Origin of the sequence: Klebsiella sp. K4 (assembly GCF_014596785.2) — a bacterium.
GTDB lineage: Bacteria > Pseudomonadota > Gammaproteobacteria > Enterobacterales > Enterobacteriaceae > Klebsiella > Klebsiella pneumoniae.
This window is the reverse complement of the sequence record NZ_CP115021.1, coordinates 738731-759627: the sequence shown is the minus strand read 5'-3', so window position 1 is coordinate 759627 and position 20897 is coordinate 738731. Positions and strand designations below refer to the sequence as shown.

23 protein-coding genes are annotated in these 20897 nt (G+C 57.1%); 16 read left to right on the top strand and 7 right to left on the bottom strand.

Annotated features, from left to right (window positions below; genetic code table 11):
- Positions 1-116 precede the first annotated feature (116 nt).
- Positions 117-2093 carry a biosynthetic arginine decarboxylase gene (gene speA, locus IB144_RS03770; protein WP_004149805.1) on the bottom strand — a complete coding sequence of 659 codons (1977 nt, stop codon included), beginning with the start codon at positions 2091-2093 and terminating at the stop codon, positions 117-119.
- Positions 2094-2101: 8 nt separating this feature from the next.
- Positions 2102-2233, bottom strand: a complete 132-nt coding sequence (yqgB, locus tag IB144_RS03765; protein ID WP_002916578.1) for an acid stress response protein YqgB — start codon at positions 2231-2233, stop codon at positions 2102-2104.
- Between the two features lie 701 nt (positions 2234-2934).
- Between yqgB and metK the strand changes: the two genes are divergently transcribed.
- From metK to ruvX, 8 genes are all read left to right on the top strand, one after another.
- The gene (gene metK / locus IB144_RS03760; RefSeq protein ID WP_004149807.1) at positions 2935-4089 is read left to right on the top strand and encodes a methionine adenosyltransferase; all 1155 of its coding nucleotides are present in this window, start codon (positions 2935-2937) and stop codon (positions 4087-4089) included.
- A 389-nt stretch (positions 4090-4478) separates the two neighbouring features.
- Complete coding sequence (locus IB144_RS03755) at positions 4479-5873, top strand: sugar porter family MFS transporter (RefSeq protein WP_002916587.1); 1395 nt, start codon at positions 4479-4481, stop codon at positions 5871-5873.
- 77 nt (positions 5874-5950) lie between these two features.
- The gene (locus IB144_RS03750) at positions 5951-6451 is read left to right on the top strand and encodes a SprT family zinc-dependent metalloprotease (protein ID WP_002916588.1); all 501 of its coding nucleotides are present in this window, start codon (positions 5951-5953) and stop codon (positions 6449-6451) included.
- A gap of 94 nt (positions 6452-6545) precedes the next feature.
- Complete coding sequence (gene endA, locus IB144_RS03745; RefSeq protein WP_040215104.1) at positions 6546-7253, top strand: deoxyribonuclease I; 708 nt, start codon at positions 6546-6548, stop codon at positions 7251-7253.
- A 91-nt stretch (positions 7254-7344) separates the two neighbouring features.
- Positions 7345-8076, top strand: coding sequence for a 16S rRNA (uracil(1498)-N(3))-methyltransferase (gene rsmE, locus IB144_RS03740; protein ID WP_002916597.1), 732 nt, complete (start codon positions 7345-7347; stop codon positions 8074-8076).
- A 20-nt stretch (positions 8077-8096) separates the two neighbouring features.
- Complete coding sequence (gene gshB, locus IB144_RS03735; RefSeq protein ID WP_002916600.1) at positions 8097-9047, top strand: glutathione synthase; 951 nt, start codon at positions 8097-8099, stop codon at positions 9045-9047.
- A 174-nt stretch (positions 9048-9221) separates the two neighbouring features.
- Positions 9222-9785, top strand: a complete 564-nt coding sequence (locus IB144_RS03730; RefSeq protein ID WP_002916603.1) for a YqgE/AlgH family protein — start codon at positions 9222-9224, stop codon at positions 9783-9785.
- The gene (ruvX, locus tag IB144_RS03725) at positions 9785-10201 is read left to right on the top strand and encodes a Holliday junction resolvase RuvX (protein ID WP_040215102.1); all 417 of its coding nucleotides are present in this window, start codon (positions 9785-9787) and stop codon (positions 10199-10201) included. Before IB144_RS03730 ends, ruvX begins: the two co-directional genes overlap by 1 nt.
- Before the next feature lie 52 nt (positions 10202-10253).
- Here the strand turns inward: ruvX and IB144_RS03720 are convergent, their stop codons facing one another.
- Both IB144_RS03720 and IB144_RS03715 read right to left on the bottom strand, forming a co-directional pair.
- Positions 10254-10907: a LuxR family transcriptional regulator gene (locus IB144_RS03720; RefSeq protein ID WP_002916607.1), complete on the bottom strand. Its 654-nt coding sequence runs from the start codon at positions 10905-10907 to the stop codon at positions 10254-10256.
- Positions 10908-11255: 348 nt separating this feature from the next.
- On the bottom strand, positions 11256-12236 hold the full coding sequence (locus IB144_RS03715) for a type IV pilus twitching motility protein PilT (RefSeq protein WP_040215100.1): 981 nt from the start codon (positions 12234-12236) through the stop codon (positions 11256-11258).
- A gap of 16 nt (positions 12237-12252) precedes the next feature.
- Between IB144_RS03715 and IB144_RS03710 the strand changes: the two genes are divergently transcribed.
- From IB144_RS03710 to IB144_RS03675, 8 genes are all read left to right on the top strand, one after another.
- Positions 12253-12954, top strand: coding sequence for a YggS family pyridoxal phosphate-dependent enzyme (locus IB144_RS03710; RefSeq protein WP_065888810.1), 702 nt, complete (start codon positions 12253-12255; stop codon positions 12952-12954).
- Positions 12955-12974: 20 nt separating this feature from the next.
- Positions 12975-13541: a YggT family protein gene (locus IB144_RS03705; RefSeq protein WP_002916613.1), complete on the top strand. Its 567-nt coding sequence runs from the start codon at positions 12975-12977 to the stop codon at positions 13539-13541.
- Positions 13538-13828: a DUF167 family protein YggU gene (yggU, locus tag IB144_RS03700; RefSeq protein ID WP_002916614.1), complete on the top strand. Its 291-nt coding sequence runs from the start codon at positions 13538-13540 to the stop codon at positions 13826-13828. Before IB144_RS03705 ends, yggU begins: the two co-directional genes overlap by 4 nt.
- 12 nt (positions 13829-13840) lie before the next feature.
- Positions 13841-14434 (top strand): XTP/dITP diphosphatase, encoded by a 594-nt coding sequence (locus IB144_RS03695; RefSeq protein ID WP_002916615.1) that lies wholly within the window; start codon positions 13841-13843, stop codon positions 14432-14434.
- Positions 14427-15566 (top strand): radical SAM family heme chaperone HemW, encoded by a 1140-nt coding sequence (hemW, locus tag IB144_RS03690; protein WP_040215098.1) that lies wholly within the window; start codon positions 14427-14429, stop codon positions 15564-15566. The genes IB144_RS03695 and hemW overlap by 8 nt, the downstream gene beginning before the upstream one ends.
- Before the next feature lie 292 nt (positions 15567-15858).
- Positions 15859-16905, top strand: coding sequence for a sugar ABC transporter substrate-binding protein (locus IB144_RS03685; RefSeq protein ID WP_004181270.1), 1047 nt, complete (start codon positions 15859-15861; stop codon positions 16903-16905).
- Positions 16906-16964: 59 nt separating this feature from the next.
- Positions 16965-17774, top strand: a complete 810-nt coding sequence (locus IB144_RS03680; protein WP_004181271.1) for an ATP-binding cassette domain-containing protein — start codon at positions 16965-16967, stop codon at positions 17772-17774.
- A 4-nt stretch (positions 17775-17778) separates the two neighbouring features.
- Positions 17779-19026 (top strand): ABC transporter permease, encoded by a 1248-nt coding sequence (locus IB144_RS03675; RefSeq protein ID WP_004181281.1) that lies wholly within the window; start codon positions 17779-17781, stop codon positions 19024-19026.
- A 46-nt stretch (positions 19027-19072) separates the two neighbouring features.
- On the opposite strand, the gene IB144_RS03670 is transcribed toward IB144_RS03675, so the two are convergent.
- From IB144_RS03670 to trmB, 3 genes are read right to left on the bottom strand one after another with little or no spacing between them, the layout of a single operon-like run.
- Positions 19073-19792 carry a DUF2884 domain-containing protein gene (locus IB144_RS03670; RefSeq protein ID WP_009484132.1) on the bottom strand — a complete coding sequence of 240 codons (720 nt, stop codon included), beginning with the start codon at positions 19790-19792 and terminating at the stop codon, positions 19073-19075.
- 50 nt (positions 19793-19842) lie between these two features.
- Complete coding sequence (locus IB144_RS03665) at positions 19843-20169, bottom strand: YggL family protein (RefSeq protein ID WP_002916620.1); 327 nt, start codon at positions 20167-20169, stop codon at positions 19843-19845.
- Positions 20169-20888 carry a tRNA (guanosine(46)-N7)-methyltransferase TrmB gene (gene trmB / locus IB144_RS03660; RefSeq protein WP_002916627.1) on the bottom strand — a complete coding sequence of 240 codons (720 nt, stop codon included), beginning with the start codon at positions 20886-20888 and terminating at the stop codon, positions 20169-20171. The genes IB144_RS03665 and trmB overlap by 1 nt, the downstream gene beginning before the upstream one ends.
- Positions 20889-20897 lie beyond the last annotated feature (9 nt).

Below are 20897 nucleotides of genomic sequence, written 5' to 3'. Positions count from 1 at the left end.
ATCGCCGGTAATGCATACGGGTTCAAGTGAGTATCGCATGCTGCCGGATGACGGCTTCGCCTTATCCGGCCGACATACGCAGGCCCGGTCAGCGCAGCGCCACCGGGCATCAGCAGCTACTCGTCTTCCAGATAAGTATAGCCGTACAGTCCCGCCTCGAACTCCTCGAGGAACTGCTGCTGCAGCGCGTCGTCCAGACCGGTATTTTTCACCTGATCGCGGAACTGGGTCAGCAGCGTGTTCGGATCCAGCTGCACATACTGCAGCATATCCGCCACGGTATCGCCCTCGTCGGACAGCTCAACCTCAACGCTGCCGTCAGGGAAGACGAACACGTCCACCGCCTCGGTATCGCCGAACAGGTTATGCATGTTGCCGAGGATCTCCTGATAGGCGCCAACCATGAAGAAGCCCAGCATCGGCGGGTTCTCCGGGTCGTATTCCGGCATCGGCATGGTGGTGGCGATCCCGTCGCCGTCCACGTAGTGATCGATGGCGCCATCGGAATCGCAGGTGATGTCCAGCAGCACCGCGCGGCGCTCCGGCGACTTGTTCAGCCCTTCCAGCGGCATCACCGGGAACAGCTGATCGATCCCCCAGGCATCCGGCATCGACTGGAACAACGAGAAGTTGACGTAGATTTTATCCGCCATTCGCTCCTGCAGCTCATCGATGATGGGACGATGGGCGCGGTTGCTCGGGTCGAGCTGCTTCTGCACCTCATGGCACATGTTCAGATACAGCTGTTCCGCCCACGCGCGCTCCTGCAGGTTGAAGGTGCCTGAGGAGTAGCCGATGTGGATATCGTGCAGGTCCATCTGGCTGTCGTGCAGCCATTCGCGCAGCGAGCGGCGGTTGCCGGTCTCGTGCATCTCCAGCCAGGTTTCCCACATGCTCTGCAGCGGACGCGCAGCGTCTTCCGCCGGCGGGGTCGCCTCGGTGTATTCGTTACGCTCAACGCCGATGATGTTGGAAACCAGCACGGTATGGTGCGCGGTCACCGCGCGGCCGGACTCGGTGATCACCGTCGGGTGCGGCAGGCCATTCTCTTCGCAGGCATCGCCGATCGCCCAGATGATATTGTTGGCGTATTCGTTCAGACCGTAGTTCACCGAGCAATCGGACTGCGAGCGGGTGCCTTCATAGTCCACGCCCAGGCCGCCGCCGACGTCGAAGCACTGAATATTGACGCCCAGCTTATGCAGTTCGACGTAGAAACGCGCCGATTCACGCACGCCGGTGGCGATATCGCGAATGTTAGCCATCTGCGAACCGAGGTGGAAGTGCAGCAGTTGCAGGCTCTCAAGATGGCCTGCCTCGCGCAGAATTTCGACCAGTTGCAGCACCTGGGTCGCTGCGAGGCCGAACTTGGACTTCTCGCCGCCGGAGGACTGCCATTTACCGGAGCCCTGCGAGGCCAGACGCGCACGTACGCCAAGGCGCGGCACCACGTTCAGGCGCTCGGCCTCTTCCAGTACGATAGCGATCTCGGACATCTTCTCAATGACCAGATAGACCTTGTGGCCCATCTTCTCGCCCACCAGCGCCAGACGGATATATTCGCGGTCTTTATAACCATTACAGACGATGACGCTGCGGGTCATCCCGGCGTGCGCCAGCACGGCCATCAGTTCCGCTTTCGAACCGGCTTCCAGGCCCAGCGGCTCTCCGGAATGGATCAGCGATTCAATCACGCGACGGTGCTGGTTAACCTTGATCGGGTAGACGAGGAAGTAATCGCCGTTATAGCCATACGATTCACGCGCGCGTTTGAAGGCGGCGTTGATCGAGCGCAGGCGGTGCTGCAGGATCTGCGGGAAGCAGAACAGCGCCGGCAAGCGCTGCCCTTGCGCTTCACGCGCTTTGACTAATTCTGCGAGGTCAACGCGCGCTTCCGGGACGTCCGGATCCGGGCAAACGCTGATGTGGCCCAGTTCGTTGACGTCATAATAGTTATTGCCCCACCAGGCAATATTATAAGTACGCAGCATCTTGCTGGCTTCCTGGGAGCTCATCGCTACCTCCTGCATGGAACGTAGTACACCGTGTTCGCCTGCTGACGAAGGCGAAACCATAGACATGTCGTCAGACATAGCGAACCTCAATTTTTAATAATAAGTGTAAGACAGTTAACTACTATCGCAGTCCAAAGATGCGATAACAACCCATGAACAGTCCTAAAGCCCAGCACTATCTGCTGGTTTTGCGACTGCGCGACCGGTTTCTTATTCATATCATCGTAAAACACGTAGCCGAACAGAGTATGACAGTCCGGAGAAACCACGAGAAAACTCTTGCCAGGCAAGAGCGCCCTTGTTCAGTTTTCTGACGGCCGACCGGCCCTGGAATCCTGAGAAGCGCCGAGATGGGGTGAACATCGGCTGGTTTGCATGAGAGAGATGCAGGTTGCGGAGTGCTGACGCGCGACAGAACGACGCGACGAATCAAACGAAAAACATTGGTTCATTATCTGGTATCACCTCCACACCGCCCTGCGACAGGGTCGGCGACAAGCCAAAGCTATACATACCGGGCAACAGGCGCTACGCCGCTGCGAGATTCTGTAAATACAGACTGCTTAACCCGGCTGGAAGTGGCACCACAGGGCCATGCCCCGTGCGCTTTTTTAATGAGCCGCGCGCGGCGTTTTATACCGAGAAGCGGGGTAAAAAGCAAAATAAAAATGTGCCTGTTTGCGCGGTTGTCAGGAAATTTTGCCAGGCGGGTTTTCCCATAAATGCGACCGCCATCAAAAAAGGCTGGAAATGGGCTCAAGATTTGACCTAAAATGGCCGTCCAGAAGTTAATCCGTCTATACTGATTAACACTCAGACTGCTCGTGTCGCTACCTGCGCGGCTTTGCGCTGATTATCCACCAAAGCCACATTACACAACAGTATGAGCTATCCGAATCGTCCACAGGTGAAATAAAATATGGCAAAACACCTTTTTACGTCTGAGTCCGTATCAGAAGGGCATCCTGACAAAATTGCTGACCAAATCTCCGATGCCGTGCTGGATGCGATCCTCGAGCAGGATCCGAAAGCGCGTGTCGCATGTGAAACCTATGTCAAAACCGGCATGGTGCTGGTAGGCGGCGAAATCACCACCAGCGCATGGGTTGATATCGAAGAGATCACCCGCAACACCGTCCGCGAAATTGGCTACGTGCATTCCGATATGGGCTTTGACGCCAACTCGTGCGCCGTACTGAGCGCCATTGGCAAACAGTCTCCGGACATTAACCAGGGCGTTGACCGTGCCGATCCGCTGGAACAGGGCGCCGGCGACCAGGGGCTGATGTTTGGCTACGCCACTAACGAAACCGACGTGCTGATGCCGGCGCCGGTGACTTACGCTCACCGTCTGGTGCAGCGTCAGGCTGAAGTGCGTAAAAACGGCACCCTGCCGTGGCTGCGCCCGGATGCGAAAAGCCAGGTGACCTTCCAGTATGACGACGGCAAAATCGTCGGCATCGACGCGGTCGTTCTGTCGACTCAGCACGCGGAAGATATCGATCAGAAATCCCTGCAGGAAGCAGTGATGGAAGAGATCATCAAGCCGATTCTGCCGACCGAATGGCTCAACGCGTCCACCAAATTCTTCATCAACCCGACCGGCCGTTTCGTTATTGGCGGCCCGATGGGCGACTGCGGTCTGACCGGTCGTAAGATCATCGTTGATACCTACGGCGGCATGGCTCGCCACGGCGGCGGCGCGTTCTCCGGTAAAGATCCATCTAAAGTTGACCGTTCCGCAGCCTACGCGGCGCGCTATGTGGCGAAGAACATCGTTGCCGCAGGCCTGGCCGATCGTTGCGAAATTCAGGTTTCCTACGCTATCGGCGTTGCAGAACCGACGTCCATCATGGTGGAAACCTTTGGCACCGAGAAAGTGCCTTCTGAACAGCTGACCCTGCTGGTGCGTGAGTTCTTCGACCTGCGTCCATACGGTCTGATTCAGATGCTGGATCTGCTGCACCCGATCTACAAAGAAACCGCAGCCTACGGTCACTTTGGTCGCGAACATTTCCCATGGGAAAAAACCGACAAAGCGGCGCTGCTGCGGGAAGCGGCCGGTCTGAAATAATCTCCGCGCTTCCTCTCTTCAAGGCCAGCCTCGCGCTGGCCTTTTTATTTACGCCTCCCCCCCCCCCCTTTTCTGCGCCCCCATTTCAACGCGCGGCCGCCAAAAAATGAAAGCGATTACATAGTAAAGACTGTCACCTTCTGCCCAAAGACGCTATCTCCTGTACCCATTTTTCACAATGTTACATATTGTTTCGGTCAACTCTGATTACCGTTTTTCAAAATGTCGTCTATCCTTGTTTATATTGCTGATTTAAAAAGCATTTAATGAATTACGTTTCTTTACCTTTGTGGAAACGATTACACAGCCGTGATTATAGTCACGTTTTTTTACCGACGAGTGTCCTACCCTAACCATCGACAGAATCAATAACTCAACTGGAGGGCGTTATGCCTGACAACAAAAAACAAGGGCGTTCGAACAAGACTATGACGTTCTTCGTCTGTTTCCTCGCCGCGCTGGCTGGCCTGCTGTTCGGCCTTGATATCGGTGTTATTGCGGGTGCCTTACCCTTTATTGCCAATGAGTTCCAGATTTCCGCCCACACCCAGGAGTGGGTGGTCAGCTCCATGATGTTCGGAGCTGCCGTCGGCGCGGTCGGCAGCGGCTGGCTCTCTTTCAAACTGGGCCGGAAAAAGAGCCTGATGATCGGCGCCATCCTCTTCGTCGCCGGTTCGCTGTTCTCTGCCGCCGCGCCAAACGTCGAGATCCTGCTGGTTTCCCGTGTGCTGCTCGGCCTGGCGGTGGGCGTCGCCTCATATACGGCTCCGCTGTATCTATCGGAAATCGCGCCAGAAAAAATTCGCGGCAGTATGATTTCCATGTACCAGCTGATGATCACCATCGGGATCCTTGGCGCCTATCTCTCTGACACCGCTTTCAGCTACAGCGGCGCATGGCGCTGGATGCTCGGGGTTATCATCATTCCGGCGGTATTGCTGCTGATCGGCGTTATCTTCCTGCCGGACAGCCCGCGCTGGTTCGCCGCCAAACGTCGCTTTGTCGATGCGGAACGCGTGCTGCTGCGCCTGCGCGATACCAGCGCCGAAGCGAAACGCGAGCTCGATGAAATCCGTGAAAGCCTGAAGGTAAAACAGTCCGGCTGGTCGCTGTTTAAAGACAACAGCAACTTCCGCCGCGCGGTGTTCCTCGGCATCCTGCTGCAGGTGATGCAACAGTTCACCGGGATGAACGTCATCATGTACTACGCGCCGAAGATCTTTGAGCTGGCGGGTTATGCCAACACCACTGAGCAAATGTGGGGGACAGTGATCGTCGGTCTGACTAACGTGCTGGCCACCTTTATCGCCATCGGTCTGGTCGACCGCTGGGGCCGTAAACCGACGCTGATCCTTGGCTTTATCGTGATGGCCGCGGGTATGGGCGTCCTGGGTACCATGATGCACATCGGCATTCACTCCTCTACCGCCCAGTACATCGCCGTCCTGATGCTGCTGATGTTCATCGTCGGTTTCGCCATGAGCGCCGGCCCACTGATTTGGGTACTGTGCTCCGAAATCCAGCCGCTGAAAGGCCGCGACTTCGGTATCACCTGCTCCACAGCGACCAACTGGATTGCCAACATGATTGTCGGCGCCACCTTCCTGACCATGCTCAACTCGCTGGGCAGCGCCAATACCTTCTGGGTGTACGGAGGTCTGAACGTGCTGTTTATCCTGCTGACGCTGTGGCTGATCCCGGAAACCAAAAACGTCTCGCTGGAACATATTGAACGTAACCTGATGCAAGGTCGTCCACTGCGCGAGATCGGTGCCCGCGATTAACCTTCCTGAGCTTCCTCCCATCCCGGGAGGAAGCTTCCTCTTGCTCTCCCCCCTCCGCCGCACTATCCTCTGGCGCTATGAAAACGCCCCGTATTCCCATCGCTATTCAGCAGGCCGTCATGCGCAGCCTGCGGGAACATCTCGCCAATGCGAATCGCAAGCTGGAACGCCGCTATGCGGAACCGACGCTGGTCTACCAGCAGCGTGGTACTTCCGCCGGCACCGCCTGGCTGGAGAAAAACGAAATTCGTTTAAACCCGGTGCTGCTGCTGGAAAATCAGCGGGAGTTTATCGATGAAGTGGTGCCGCATGAGCTGGCGCACCTGCTGGTCTGGCAGCATTTCGGCCGCGTCGCGCCGCACGGGAAAGAGTGGAAATGGATGATGGAGAGCGTCCTTGGCGTTCCCGCGCGTCGCACCCACCGCTTTGAACTCGCTTCGGTCCGCCAGAACACCTTCCCCTATCGCTGTCGCTGTCAGCAGCACCAGCTCACCGTCCGTCGCCATAACCGGGTGGTACGCGGCGAGGCCACCTACCGCTGCGTTCGCTGCGGCGATCTGCTGGTGGCTGAAAAATAACCATCGGAATTAATTAGAAACTTTCTGATCTGACTGATTGCATCCGGCACCCTCATTCGCTACGTTGCGGGCTCGTTTTGACACGGAGTTAACGATGTCCCGTATGCATGTTTTAGCCGTAGCGGTATTGAGCGCGGCAGTCAGTGGTCCGCTTGCGGCCGCTGGTATTAATAGTTTTTCCCAGGCCAAAGCCGCTGGCGTCAAAGTGAATGCCGACGTTCCGGGCGATTTTTATTGCGGCTGTAAAATCGACTGGCAGGGGAAAAAAGGCGTTATCGATTTGGAATCCTGCGGCTATAAAGTGCGTAAAAATGAGAACCGCGCCAGCCGGGTTGAATGGGAGCACGTAGTGCCGGCATGGCAGTTCGGCCATCAGCGTCAGTGCTGGCAGGAGGGTGGACGTAAAAACTGCGCCAAAGATCCGGAATACCGCAAGATGGAAAGCGACATGCACAACCTGCAGCCGGCGGTGGGAGAAGTGAATGGCGATCGCGGCAACTTTATGTACAGTCAGTGGAACGGCGGTGAAGGCCAGTACGGCCAGTGCACCATGAAGGTCGATTTTAAAGATAAAATCGCCGAGCCCCCTGCCCGCGCTCGCGGCGCCATCGCCCGCACCTACTTCTATATGCGCGACCGCTATCAGCTGAATCTTTCCCGCCAGCAAACTCAGCTGTTTACCGCCTGGAATAAACAGTACCCGGTCACCGCCTGGGAATGTGAACGTGATGAGCGCATCGCGAAAGTGCAGGGCAACCATAATCCGTATGTCCTGCAGGCTTGCCAGGCGCAAAAGAGCTAACCTACACTAGCGGCAATTGTTAATTTGCAGCCCTGTGCTTCCCGCCCGATGGCGGGAAGCTGGCATCTGCGCAACGAACGGAATATCAAGCATGCGCATTCCTCGCATCCATCATCCAGAACGCCTCATTGTCGGCAGCCAGATCGCGCTGAGCGATGACGCGGCCAACCACGTCGGCCGCGTCCTGCGCATGACCGCCGGTCAGCACCTACAGCTTTTTGACGGCAGTAACCAGGTGTTTGACGCGGTCATCACCGAGGCCGGTAAGAAAAACGTTACGGTTGAGGTGCTCAGTGGCGAACCTGACGATCGGGAATCGCCGCTGCATATCCATTTAGGCCAGGTGATGTCCCGCGGCGAAAAAATGGAATTCACCATCCAGAAATCGATCGAACTCGGGGTAAGCCTCATAACGCCACTGTTTTCCGAGCGCTGCGGCGTTAAACTGGATGCCGAACGTTTGCAGAAAAAGATCCAGCAGTGGCAGAAAATCGCTATTGCCGCCTGCGAACAGAGCGGTCGTAACGTGGTACCGGAAATACGTCCGGCGATGCAGCTGGAGGCGTGGTGCGCCGAGCAGGACAGCGGGCTGAAGCTCAACCTGCACCCGCGCGCCAGCGCCAGCATTAACACGCTGCCGCTGCCGGTTGAACGCGTCCGTCTGCTGATTGGCCCGGAAGGCGGGCTGTCGGCTGAAGAGATAGCGATGACCGCGCAATACCAGTTTACTGATATCCTGTTGGGACCGCGCGTTCTGCGTACAGAGACTACTGCGCTCACCGCCATCACCGCCCTACAGGTGCGTTTTGGCGACTTAGGTTGAGGCGTTAACGGAGAAGAACCATGATCAAGCTCGGCATCGTGATGGATCCCATCGCAACCATCAACATCAAGAAAGACACCAGCTTCGCTATGTTGCTGGAGGCGCAGCGTCGCGGCTATGAACTCCATTATATGGAGATGAACGACCTCTATTTGATCAACGGCGAAGCCCGCGCCCGGACGCGCACGCTGAGCGTCGAACAGAACTACGATAAATGGTATGACTTCACCGGCGAGCAGGATCTGCCGCTGGCGGACCTTGACGTCATCCTGATGCGTAAGGATCCGCCGTTTGATACCGAATTTATTTATGCCACCTACATCCTGGAGCGAGCGGAAGAGAAAGGCACGCTTATCGTCAACAAGCCGCAGAGTCTGCGCGACTGTAACGAGAAGCTGTTCACCGCCTGGTTCTCTGAACTGACTCCGGAAACGTTGGTCACCCGCAATAAAGCCCAGCTGAAAGCCTTCTGGGAAAAGCACGGCGATATCATCATGAAACCGCTCGACGGCATGGGCGGCGCCTCTATTTTCCGTGTTAAAGCCGGCGATCCAAACCTTGGGGTGATTGCCGAGACGCTGACCGAACTGGGCAGCCGCTACTGCATGGCGCAGAACTATCTGCCGGCCATTAAAGATGGCGACAAGCGCGTGTTGGTAGTGGATGGAGAGCCCGTGCCTTACTGCCTGGCGCGAATTCCGCAGGGTGGCGAGACCCGCGGCAATCTGGCCGCCGGCGGCCGCGGCGAAGCCCGCCCGTTGACCGAAAGCGACTGGGAAATCGCCCGCCGCGTCGGCCCGACGCTGAAGGCCAAAGGCCTTATCTTCGTCGGCCTGGATATCATCGGCGACCGTCTGACGGAAATTAACGTCACCAGCCCCACCTGCGTACGCGAAATCGAAGCCGCCTTCCCGGATATTTCGATCACCGGTATGCTGATGGACGCTATCGAAAGACGTATCGATAAATAAGCACGACGGCGGACCAACGTCCGCTTTTGGCGCAGCGAGCGCGGATTACCGCGCTCGTGAAACGTTGCCAGCCTGACGCCACTCGGGCGCCGGCCAGATAAAGTGCATCGACACCATTCTACTTTGCCCGCATACTGGGTGTTGCTTTTTTGAACCAGGAACGAACCTCTGACAATGAATTTACAGCATCACTTTCTGATTGCCATGCCCGCGCTTCAGGACCCCATTTTCCGCCGCTCCGTAGTCTATATCTGCGAGTACAACGACGAGGGTGCCATGGGCATTATTATCAATAAGCCGCTGGAAAATCTGCAGGTGGAAGGGATCCTTGAGAAGCTCAAAATTGTCCCGGAGCCGCGCAATCCAGAGATCCGTCTGGATAAACCGGTGATGCTGGGAGGCCCGCTGGCGGAAGACCGCGGCTTCATTTTGCATACCCCGCCCTCTGACTTTTCCTCGAGCATTCGCATCTCGGATAACACGGTGATTACCACCTCGCGGGATGTTCTTGAAACCTTAGGAACCGATCGGCAGCCGGGCAACGTGCTGGTTGCGTTGGGCTACTCTTCGTGGGAGAAAGGGCAGCTGGAGCAGGAGATTTTAGATAATGCCTGGCTCACCGCCCCGGCGGATCAGAATATTCTTTTCCGTACGCCGATCGCCGATCGCTGGCGCGAGGCGGCTAAACTGATTGGTATCGACATTGTGACGATGCCAGGCGTCGCGGGGCATGCGTGATGAGCGGAACCTTTCTCGGCTTTGACTTTGGCACCAAAAGCATCGGCGTGGCGGTGGGACAACGCATCACCGCGACCGCACGACCATTACCGGCGCTGAAGGCGCAGGACGGTAAACCGGACTGGAACGTCATCGAAAAACTGCTTAAAGAGTGGCAGCCTGAGGCGGTAATCGTCGGCCTGCCGCTCAATATGGACGGCACCGAGCAACCGCTGACGGCGCGCGCGCGTAATTTCGCCAATAAAATTCATGGCCGCTTTGGCGTCGCGATCCTTCTCCACGATGAACGGCTGAGTACGGTTGAGGCCCGCGCGGGCCTGTTTGAACACGGCGGCTACCGGGCGCTGAGTAAAGGCAGCGTCGATTCAGCCTCTGCCGTAGTCATACTGGAAAGCTACTTCGAGCAGAGCTTTTAAACTCTGCCCTCCTGCGCCGCCGGCGGACCGCTGACGGCGCACGTTTACCCGCTTAGTGGCGCAGATGTTCGTTAGCCCAGCTCACCGCCTGGGTGCGATTTTTCACGCTCAGTTTACGAAACACATTGTACAGGTGCGTCCGCACCGTGTTCTCGCTGATAAACAGCGCGCGGGCGATATCCAGGTTCGTTGCGCCGCAGCGCAGTTCGTTGAGGATCTCGCATTCCCGCTCGGTCAGCGGCGAGTTCTCTACTGGAGTCGATGCATGGTCCGCAGCGTACATCGCCGGGTGCATCACGCTCAATTCAGCCGTCTGCTCGCCGTTCAGCACGGCCTTAACGCCCTCAATTAAGCGCGATTCATCATCGTCATGACGGAACACGCCATATAAAGCCGGCCACTGCGCCATTTCGTATAGCTCATACTTTTGTGCGCTATTAATAATCAACAAACGAGGATTATCTGCCTGCAGGCGAATAATATCCCGCCACACCCCGTTTAATTTCTTATTTGACACTGCAATATCAAATAATATTACAGAATCTTTTGCCAAACGCTGCGCCAGCGGCTTATTAATATTTTGTAAAACCACCGGTGCCATCAGGGTTTCGCTCAGATAGCTGGCAAAGGCTTTGCTTTGAATAGACGGGTGGGTAATAAAGGTTACCTGACGAGAAGATGATGAATTTCCATTTAAATTAATCACTTAAAACTCTCCTTAGCTGTTACCCACCGCCATGGTGGTTAAATGAATAAAAAAAGATACAAACAGTCGTGAATTTATAAATCACCAAGGTAATTTACAAACTGAAACGTTATTCCATGAGAATCATCCTATTCCCACAAACAGCATAAATCGAATGACTCAAAGCTGTCAAAAGATAATCAAACTTTTTTCCTGGAAATGCGTATTCACTGTCGACATATCTAATCTGAATGTGTTATTTGAATTTATAATCAAAAGTTATTTGTATTACCAAATAATATTAATAAACAACAAATAAACATTCATCTAACATATCATTTAACCTGTCATATCAATCTCTTTCTCATCTTATAGCGCGCCTGCAGCGACACGTTGCTGAAAACTCTGGGTAAAGGTCAACATTCCGGCCTGCATCCCGGTCTGCATAACACCAGGCAATTGATGTACTTTTCCTTCACGGATCAAATTCGCCACCGCTGGCGTGTTGACCAGAAGCTCGTATAGCGCAACTCTCCCGCCCTGACGTGCAGGTAACAATTTTTGCGCCAGCACCGCGCACAGGCTTCCGGCAAGCTGGCTACGAACCTGATCTTTCTCCTCCGCCGGAAAGACATCGATCAATCTCTCCACCGCCGGCGCCGCGCCGCGGGTATGTAATGTCGCCATTACCAGGTGCCCGGTCTCCGCCGCGGTTAACGCCAGGCGAATGGTTTCGCTGTCGCGTAGCTCCCCGAGCAGGATCACATCCGGATCCTGGCGCAGCGCCACGCGGAGCGCCGCGGCGAACGAAGGACAGTGACGGCCAACTTCCCGCTGCTGGATCAGACAGCGCTCGCTGTGATGAATAAATTCCACCGGATCTTCAAGCGTCAGAATATGGCCATCAAGATGCTGATTGAGGTGCCCCACCATTGCCGCCAGGGTGGTCGACTTGCCGCTGCCCGTCGCTCCGGTGACCAACAGCAAACCACTCTCTTCCGCCAGCAGTTCGCTCAGCGCAGGCGGGGCGCCGAGCATATCCAGACGCGGGCACTGTTCAGGAAGGAGGCGCAGCACCAGCGATATCCCACGCGTATGGGCGAAGGCGCTGGCGCGCAGCCGCGCACCGCAGGCCAGGTTCAGCGCAAAGTCAATCTGGCCGTGTTCCTGCCAGTGCAGTAACTGTGCGGCATCGAGCCAGTCGTTGAGTAAATTCGCAATATCCGGCGCGGGAAAGGGCGCGGGCTGCAGCCTGCCCTGCCGCCGCCAGCGTGGTGCGGCGGAATTGCACAGGTGTAGATCGGAGACATTATGCTTTACACTAAGGGCTACGATTTCTTCCAGCTTCATAACTCATCCTCGGAATATGAACGATATTGCGCATAACCTGGCACAGGTCCGGGACAAAATCTCCGGTGCTGCCGCCCGATGCGGGCGTGCGCCAGAAGAAGTGACATTGCTTACAGTGAGTAAAACGAAACCTGCGAGCGCGATCGAAGAAGCCATTGCGGCAGGCCAGCGGGCATTTGGTGAAAACTACGTCCAGGAGGGCGTGGAGAAGATTAACCATTTCCAGCAGGCTGGCGTCAGCGGGCTGCAGTGGCACTTTATTGGCCCCCTGCAGTCCAACAAAAGCCGGTTGGTGGCAGAGCATTTTGACTGGTGCCACACCGTCGATCGGCTGAAAATCGCCACCCGCCTGAACGAGCAGCGCCCGGCGCATTTACCGCCGCTGAAGGTGCTGATTCAAATTAACATCAGCGATGAGCAGAGCAAATCCGGCATCCCGCTGGAAGCGCTCGACGGCTTAGCGGCGGAGATCGCTGAGTTACCTCATCTGGAACTGCGCGGCCTGATGGCCATCCCCGCGCCTGAGTCAGAATATGTAAGGCAGTTTGCCGTCGCCCGGCAAATGGCGGTAGCATTTGCGCGATTAAAAACGCGGTACCCCACGGTCGATACGTTGTCTCTGGGAATGTCGGACGATATGGAAGCCGCAATCGCGGCGGGAAGCACGATGGTGCGCATCGGTACAGCCATTTTTGGTGCGCGCGACTACAGCAAATAATAAGGAATCTGAGGAACGCCATGAAGACGTTGACTTTCCTGCTTTCAACGGTCATTGAGCTTTACACGATGGTCGTGTTGTTACGCGTCTGGATGCAGTGGGCGCGCTGCGACTTTTACAACCCGTTTTCGCAGTTTGTGGTGAAAGCCACGCAGCCGATTGTCGGACCGCTGCGCCGGATTATCCCGGCAATGGGGCCGATTGACAGCGCCTCGCTGCTGGTGGCATTTATTCTCTGCGTCATCAAAGCGATCGTGCTGTTTATGGTGATCACCTTCCAGCCGATCATCTGGATCTCCGCTCTGCTTATTCTGCTGAAAACCATCGGCTCGTTGATCTTCTGGGTACTGCTGTTGATGGCGATCATGAGCTGGGTCAGTCAGGGCCGTAGCCCGGTGGAGTATGTGCTGATGCAGCTGGCGGACCCGCTGCTGCGCCCTATCCGCAACCTGCTGCCGTCGATGGGCGGTATCGATTTCTCGCCGATGGTGCTGGTACTGCTGTTGTACGTAATCAATATGGGCATCGCCGAAGTGCTGCAGGCCACCGGTAATGTACTGCTGCCGGGGCTGTGGATGGCGCTATGAGTGCCGTTGAAACCTGCGCTGACGGGCTGGTGCTGAGGCTGTACATTCAGCCTAAGGCCAGCCGCGATAGCATCGTGGGCGTACATGGCGACGAGCTTAAAGTCGCCATTACCGCCCCGCCCGTTGATGGCCAGGCCAATGCCCACCTGGTGAAATTTCTCGCCAAACAGTTCCGCGTCGCCAAAAGCCAGGTACTGATTGAAAAAGGCGAGCTGGGCCGCCATAAGCAAGTTAAAATCATCGCCCCACAACAGATCCCGACTGCGGTCGCGGCGCTAACTGAATAAACAGGATTCATCATGCAAAAAGTCGTCCTCGCTACCGGTAACGCCGGCAAAGTGCGCGAACTGGCCTCGCTGCTGGAAGATTTTGGTCTCGATATCGTCGCTCAGACCGAGCTGGGCGTGGACTCTGCGGAAGAGACCGGCCTGACCTTTATTGAAAACGCGATTCTGAAAGCGCGCCACGCGGCGCAGATCACCGGCCTGCCGGCCATCGCCGACGATTCCGGTCTGGCCGTCGATGCTCTTGGCGGCGCGCCGGGTATTTACTCCGCACGCTATTCCGGCGTCGATGCCAGCGACCAGCAGAATCTTGAGAAGCTGCTCGACGCGTTAAAAGACGTGCCGGACGACCAGCGTCAGGCCCAGTTCCACTGCGTGCTGGTCTATCTGCGCCATGCCGAGGATCCCACGCCGCTGGTGTGCCACGGCAGCTGGCCTGGGGTAATCACCCGACAAGCCGCCGGTCATGGCGGCTTCGGTTACGACCCGATCTTCTTCGTCCCGTCAGAAGGTAAAACCGCGGCCGAACTGAGCCGTGAAGAAAAGAGCGCCATTTCCCATCGCGGGCAGGCGCTGAAACTGTTACTGGAAGCATTACGTAATGGCTAATTTGCCGCCGCTGAGTCTCTATATCCATATTCCCTGGTGCGTGCAGAAATGCCCGTACTGCGATTTTAATTCGCATGCGCTGAAAGGCGAGGTGCCGCATGATGACTACGTCCAGCATCTGCTGAACGATCTGCAGGCTGATGCGCAATATGCCCAGGGACGGGAAATAGGCACTATTTTTATCGGCGGCGGTACGCCGAGCCTGCTGTCCGGCCCGGCCATGCAAACCCTGCTCGATGGCGTCCGCGCCTGCCTGCCGCTGGCCGCCGGGGCGGAAATCACCATGGAAGCCAACCCGGGTACCGTGGAGGCCGATCGCTTCGTTGATTATCAGCGCGCCGGGGTGAACCGCATCTCCATCGGCGTACAAAGCTTTAGCGAACCGAAGCTGCAGCGCCTGGGGCGGATCCACGGCCCGGAGGAGGCCAAGCGCGCAGCACGTCTCGCCAGCGGCCTCGGCTTGCGCAGCTTCAACCTCGACCTGATGCACGGTCTGCCGGACCAGTCGCTGGAGGAGGCGCTGGACGATCTGCGTCAGGCGATTGCCCTCAACCCGCCGCACCTGTCGTGGTACCAGCTGACCATTGAGCCGAACACCTTGTTCGGCTCCCGGCCGCCGGTGCTGCCGGATGACGACGCGCTATGGGATATTTTCGAGCAGGGGCATCAGCTGCTGAGCGCCGCCGGCTATCAGCAGTACGAGACGTCCGCCTATGCTAAGCCAGGCTTCCAGTGTCAGCATAATCTCAACTACTGGCGCTTTGGCGACTACCTCGGCATCGGCTGCGGCGCGCACGGCAAGATCACCTTCCCTGACGGACGCATTCTGCGGACCGCCAAAACACGCCACCCGCGCGGGTATATGGAAGGCCGTTACCTTGAGCGTCAGCATGATGTGGAAGAAGCGGATAAACCGTTTGAGTTCTTTATGAACCGTTTTCGCCTGCTGGAGGCCGCGCCGCGCGCGGAGTTCAGCTTGTATACCGGCCTTGATGAGCAGGTTATCCGTCAGCAAATCGATGCCGCTATCGCCGAAGGCTATCTGCTGGAAGATGCGCAAAACTGGCAAATTACCGAGCACGGTAAACTGTTTTTAAATTCGCTGGTGGAGCTGTTCCTCAGCGAAGAGTAATCCCTGCGGGCGGCACGTCGTCGCCCGTATCTTTCCCCTTACATCCTCTCCCGCTACGGTCAAATCGACTGGCGTTTTTTTGTTCAATTATTTGCAGCGAATCACAAAATCCGATCGACTTTTTTCCTTTTCTTGACTCATTTTTTGCGCAGTGGTAATCCTGCTTCATCGGTTGAGCAAATGTAAAACCGACGTATCCTACATGTGAATTATTGGTAACTCTGATTAAAAAAGTCTCTGTAACGTCGGCGCAACCCGGCGGGCTTAAGCCTATAAAAAAGAGGGTAACACAATGAATTACCGTAATATTTTTATCACACTCTCCGCACTATCCGGCACCGTCACGGCTTCAGCCTGGTCTGCAGAGTCCGCCACCGTGGCCTTTTTAATGCCCGATCAGGCCTCTACCCGCTATGAACAGCACGACTTCCCCGGTTTTAAGGCGGAAATGAGCAAGCTTTGCGCGGATTGTAAGGTCATCTATCAGAATGCCAACGCCAACGCGTCGCTCCAGCAGCAGCAGTTCAACTCGGTTATCGCCCAGGGGGCGAAAGTGATCGTCCTGGATCCGGTTGACTCTTCCGCCGCCGCCGCGCTGGTCGAAAACGCCCAAGCGCAGGGGGTCAAGGTCATTGCCTATGATCGCCCGGTACCAGACAAACCGGCTGATTTCTACGTCTCATTTGATAACGAGGGCATTGGCTACGCCATCGCAAAATCTCTTACCGACCATCTGAAAGCGAGCGGCGTGCCGCAGGATGCCGGCGTGCTGCAAATTAACGGTTCGCCAACCGATGCCGCCGCAGGGCTGATCCGCGACGGTATCCATCGCGGATTGAAAGAGTCCGGTTACAAAACGTTGGCCGAATTCGACACCCCGGAGTGGGCGCCGCCGAAAGCCCAGGAGTGGACCGCCGGGCAGGTTACCCGCTTTGGCGACAAAATTAAGGGCGTGGTCGCGGCAAACGACGGTACCGGCGGCGGCGCAATTGCCGCCTTTAAGGCTGCCGGCGTCCAGCCGCTGCCGCCGGTCACCGGCAATGACGCCACTATCGCCGCGCTGCAGCTGATCATCGCTGGCGATCAGTACAACACCATCTCCAAGCCATCGGAGATCGTCGCCGCGGCGGCGGCCAAAGTGGCGGTTGATTTTATCCAGGGCAAAAAACCGCAGGCCAGCACCACCCTGTACAACACCCCTTCCCAGCTATTTACCCCGGAAGTGGTGACGGCCAAAAACATCAAAGCGGAAATCTTCGATAAAAAAATCCAGACCTGGGATCAGGTGTGTAGCGGCGAGTACGCCGCCGCCTGCCAGAAGTTAGGCATCAGCAAGTAACTTTTGCCCCTGCGCCCGCCGCGGCGGGCGCGATTTCGCCATGATTGAGGTCGTTTTGTATGCCGCAACAACAACACAACTCCGCCGCCGGGCGGCCAATACTGCAACTGCGCAACGTCTCTAAACATTTTGGCGCGGTGTCCGCGCTGACGGATATCGAATTAGAAGTCCACGCCGGCGAGGTGGTCGCGCTGGTCGGCGACAACGGCGCGGGCAAATCCACGCTGGTGAAGATCCTCGCCGGCGTCCACCAGCCGACCTCCGGCACCATTGAGTTTGACGGCAACCCCGTCACCCTCGATAGCCCCGGCAAGGCGCTGGAATACGGTATTGCCACGGTGTTTCAGGATCTGGCGCTGTGTGAAAACCTTGATGTGGTGGCAAACCTGTTTCTGGGTCATGAAATTTCGCCGTTCCAGCTCGATGAAGTGGCGATGGAAGTGAAAGCCTGGACGCTGCTGCAGGAGCTGGCGGCACGTATTCCGTCGGTACGCGAACCGGTGGCATCGCTTTCCGGCGGCCAGCGGCAGACCGTCGCCATCGCCCGTTCGCTGCTGCTGAACCCTAAAATCATTATGCTCGATGAACCCACCGCGGCGCTGGGCGTCGCGCAGACCGCGGAAGTGCTCAACCTGATTGAGCGCGTTCGCGAGCGCGGGCTTGGCGTCATCATCATCAGTCACAACATGGAAGACGTTCGCGCCGTCGCCGACCGTATCGTGGTACTGCGTCTCGGGCGCAACAAAGGGATCTTCACGCCCGATGCTTCTAATCAGGATCTGGTCGCCGCGATCACCGGCGCGACGGAAAACGCCGTCTCACGCCGGGTTGAACGTAAATCACAGCCAACGACTTCCGGAGCGATGTAATTTTATGAACAGTAAGACCGCATCCCACACCGCGCTGGATCGCAGCGATGAGCGCGTTCGTCACGACGAGGGGCTGTTCGGCGCCCTACGCGCGCAGATAACCCGCATCAAAACCGGCGATCTCGGCACCGCGCCGGTGATAGCCGGGCTGATTGTGATTTCCCTGGTTTTCACCTTCCTCAACCCGGTCTATATCGCGCCGAATAACCTGGTGAACCTGCTGTTTGACTGCGCGACGGTCGGGTTTATCTCGCTCGGCATCGTCTGCGTGCTAATGCTTGGTGAGATAGACCTGTCGGTCGGCTCCATGAGCGGCCTGGCATCGGCTATCGTCGGCGTGCTGTGGGTGAACGCAGGATGGCCGCTGGCGGGAGCCATCGCCGTGGCGCTGGCCTGCGGCGTGGCCGTCGGGCTGGTCTACGCGCTGCTGTATACCCGCGTCGGAATGCCGAGTTTCGTCGCCACTCTCGCCGGCCTGCTGGCGCTGCTGGGTATGCAGCTGTATATCCTCGGGCCGAGCGGCAGCATCAACCTGCCCTATACTTCGCCGCTGGTGCGCTTTGGCCAACTGCTGGTGATGCCCGGCTGGTTCTCACACCTGATGGCATTGCTGCCAGGGCTGGCGATCCTTATTTTTGGCCTGAAAAAACGCTCGCGGCGCCTGGCGGCCAATCTTTCCGCCGAGGGAGTCAGCTCGCTAGTGGCGCGCGCGATCGCGCTGACGATTATCTTCGAGGCCGCGGTGCTTTACCTCAATCAGGGGCGCGGTATTCCATGGATTTTCGGTCTCTTTGTCGCCTGCGTAATGATCCTCAACTACGCGCTGAAACGGACAAAATGGGGTCGCTCGATGTTCGCGGTTGGCGGCAACCGTGAAGCGGCGCGCCGTTCGGGCATTAACGTGCGGGCGATTTATGTGAGCGCTTTCGTCCTGTGTACCACGCTTGCGACCTTCGGCGGCATTCTCGCGGCGTCGCGACTGGCTTCCGCCAGCCAGCAGGCCGGCACCGGCGACGTCAACCTCAACGCCATCGCCGCGGCGGTGATCGGCGGCACCAGCCTGTTCGGCGGACGCGGCAGCGCCTGGTCCGCGCTATTGGGGATCATCGTGATTCAGTCGATTTCAAATGGGCTGACGCTGTTGAACCTGCCGTCTTCGCTGCGCTATATCATTACCGGCGCGGTACTGGCGATTGCGGTAATCATTGATTCTCTGGCTCGCCGTTCACGCGTGTCGCACGGCCGCGCCTGAGTGGAGAAGTGCGCGGCCCAAAGGTATGCGGGCCGCGAAATTTTGATTATTTTAACGAGCCAACCAGCGCTTTGCGGCTGTCCTCCAGCGATACCACCCGGCTGCAGACGTCCTTACCAAACTGCTGGAAATCGGCCTCCTGGTTTTTCCATTCCTCCTGAATCGCCGTTTGCAGGCCGCCGAGGCTGCCGAGAATGCCCTGTAGCGGATTACCGCCGCCTTTGAGCACCGCTTTCGCCCCCATCTCGTTAATGCTGTCCTGCAGAATGCCGCCCATCGCCTGATTCACCAGCTGCTGGCCATCGGCGCGTACCTGGTCGATAGCTTTATAGTGGAAGGTCAGGCCATCGCTGCGACGTTCGATAATGCGGTTCATCTGTTCTTTCAGCTGCGCGTCCAGTTTGGTCAGGCGACCGTGCATGCTGCTGTTGGCGCCAACCTGTTCGGTAATGATTTTATCCAGCGCCTTGCGGCTTTTTTCGACTCGCGAACGCGCGCCTTGGTCAATCCACGGCAGGCTGCTGCGCAGGCTGGCCTGATAATCCTGCGCCTGTTCGCGCTGGGCGGCGCTGAGCGCATAGGCCTTGCCGTTAAAGGTCAGATTGCCGTCCGGCTTTATCACCAGATCGCCGTTTTCCCCTTTCACCTGCACCTGCTGCGGGCTGAGGATCACATCGTCACGCGGCGTGACGCTACACTGGTAGTCCGCATGGGCAGACAAAGCGGTGACGGAGAGCGCCACCGCCAGCAGCGTTTTACGCATCATAAAACTCCCTTAAGACAAAACGGGCCGGCAATTGCCGACCCTTGTCAAACTTAGTCCCACCAGACGTCAAAAAGTTCGCTGGTGCGCACATCCTCTAACTTACGCGCTTCCAGCCATTTGCGTACGATAGCCTGATGCTCTTCAGTGCACTTACCAATCTCCTGCATGCAGATGAGCCCTTCCCAGGAGAGATAACCGCTGCCGTCGAAGGCCAGCTTGTTCGGCTCTATCACCTCTTCGATCAGATCGTTGACCGTCTGGTCGATCTGCTCTTCGCTGGTCCCTTCCGGGAAACGCCAGGCGACGGAGAAGCCTAACTCCTGAAACTCATCGATATGCATTTTTTTACGCAGACGACGGCTACGATTCTTGGCCATTATTTCACCCTCTCGAACATTAAGTCCCATACGCCGTGGCCGAGACGATGGCCACGCTGTTCAAATTTGGTTACCGGGCGCGATTCCGGGCGCGGTACGTAATCGTTGCTTGCCGACTGGTTACGATAGCCTTCCAGCGAGGACATGACTTCCAGCATATGCACGGCATAAGCTTCCCAGTCGGTCGCCATATGGAAGACGCCGCCGAGCTTCAGCTTGCTTTTCACCAGCTCAGCGAAAGGCGGCTGCACGATACGACGTTTATTATGACGCGCTTTATGCCACGGATCAGGGAAAAACAGTTGCACCATATTCAGCGAGTTATCCGGGATCATGGTATGTAGCACTTCCACTGCATCGTGACACATTACGCGCAGGTTTTGTACGCCTTCTTCTTCCGCAGAAGCCAGACAAGCGCCAACGCCCGGGGAGTGTACTTCAATGCCGAGGAAATTCTGTTCCGGTTTGGCTTTCGCCATCGCCACCAGCGAGGCGCCCATCCCGAAGCCAATTTCTAAGGTGACCGGCGCGTCACGGCCAAACAGGGCGGCGAAATCGAGCGGCGCATCGTTGAATTCAACGCCCATCACCGGCCAAATGTTATCCAGCGCATGCTGCTGCCCTTTCGTCAGGCGGCCCTGGCGACGGACGAAGCTACGAATACGGCGCAGCGGGCGACCGTTTTCATCGAATTCCGGAGAGATGACGTCGTTTTTCATAAAAGTTTG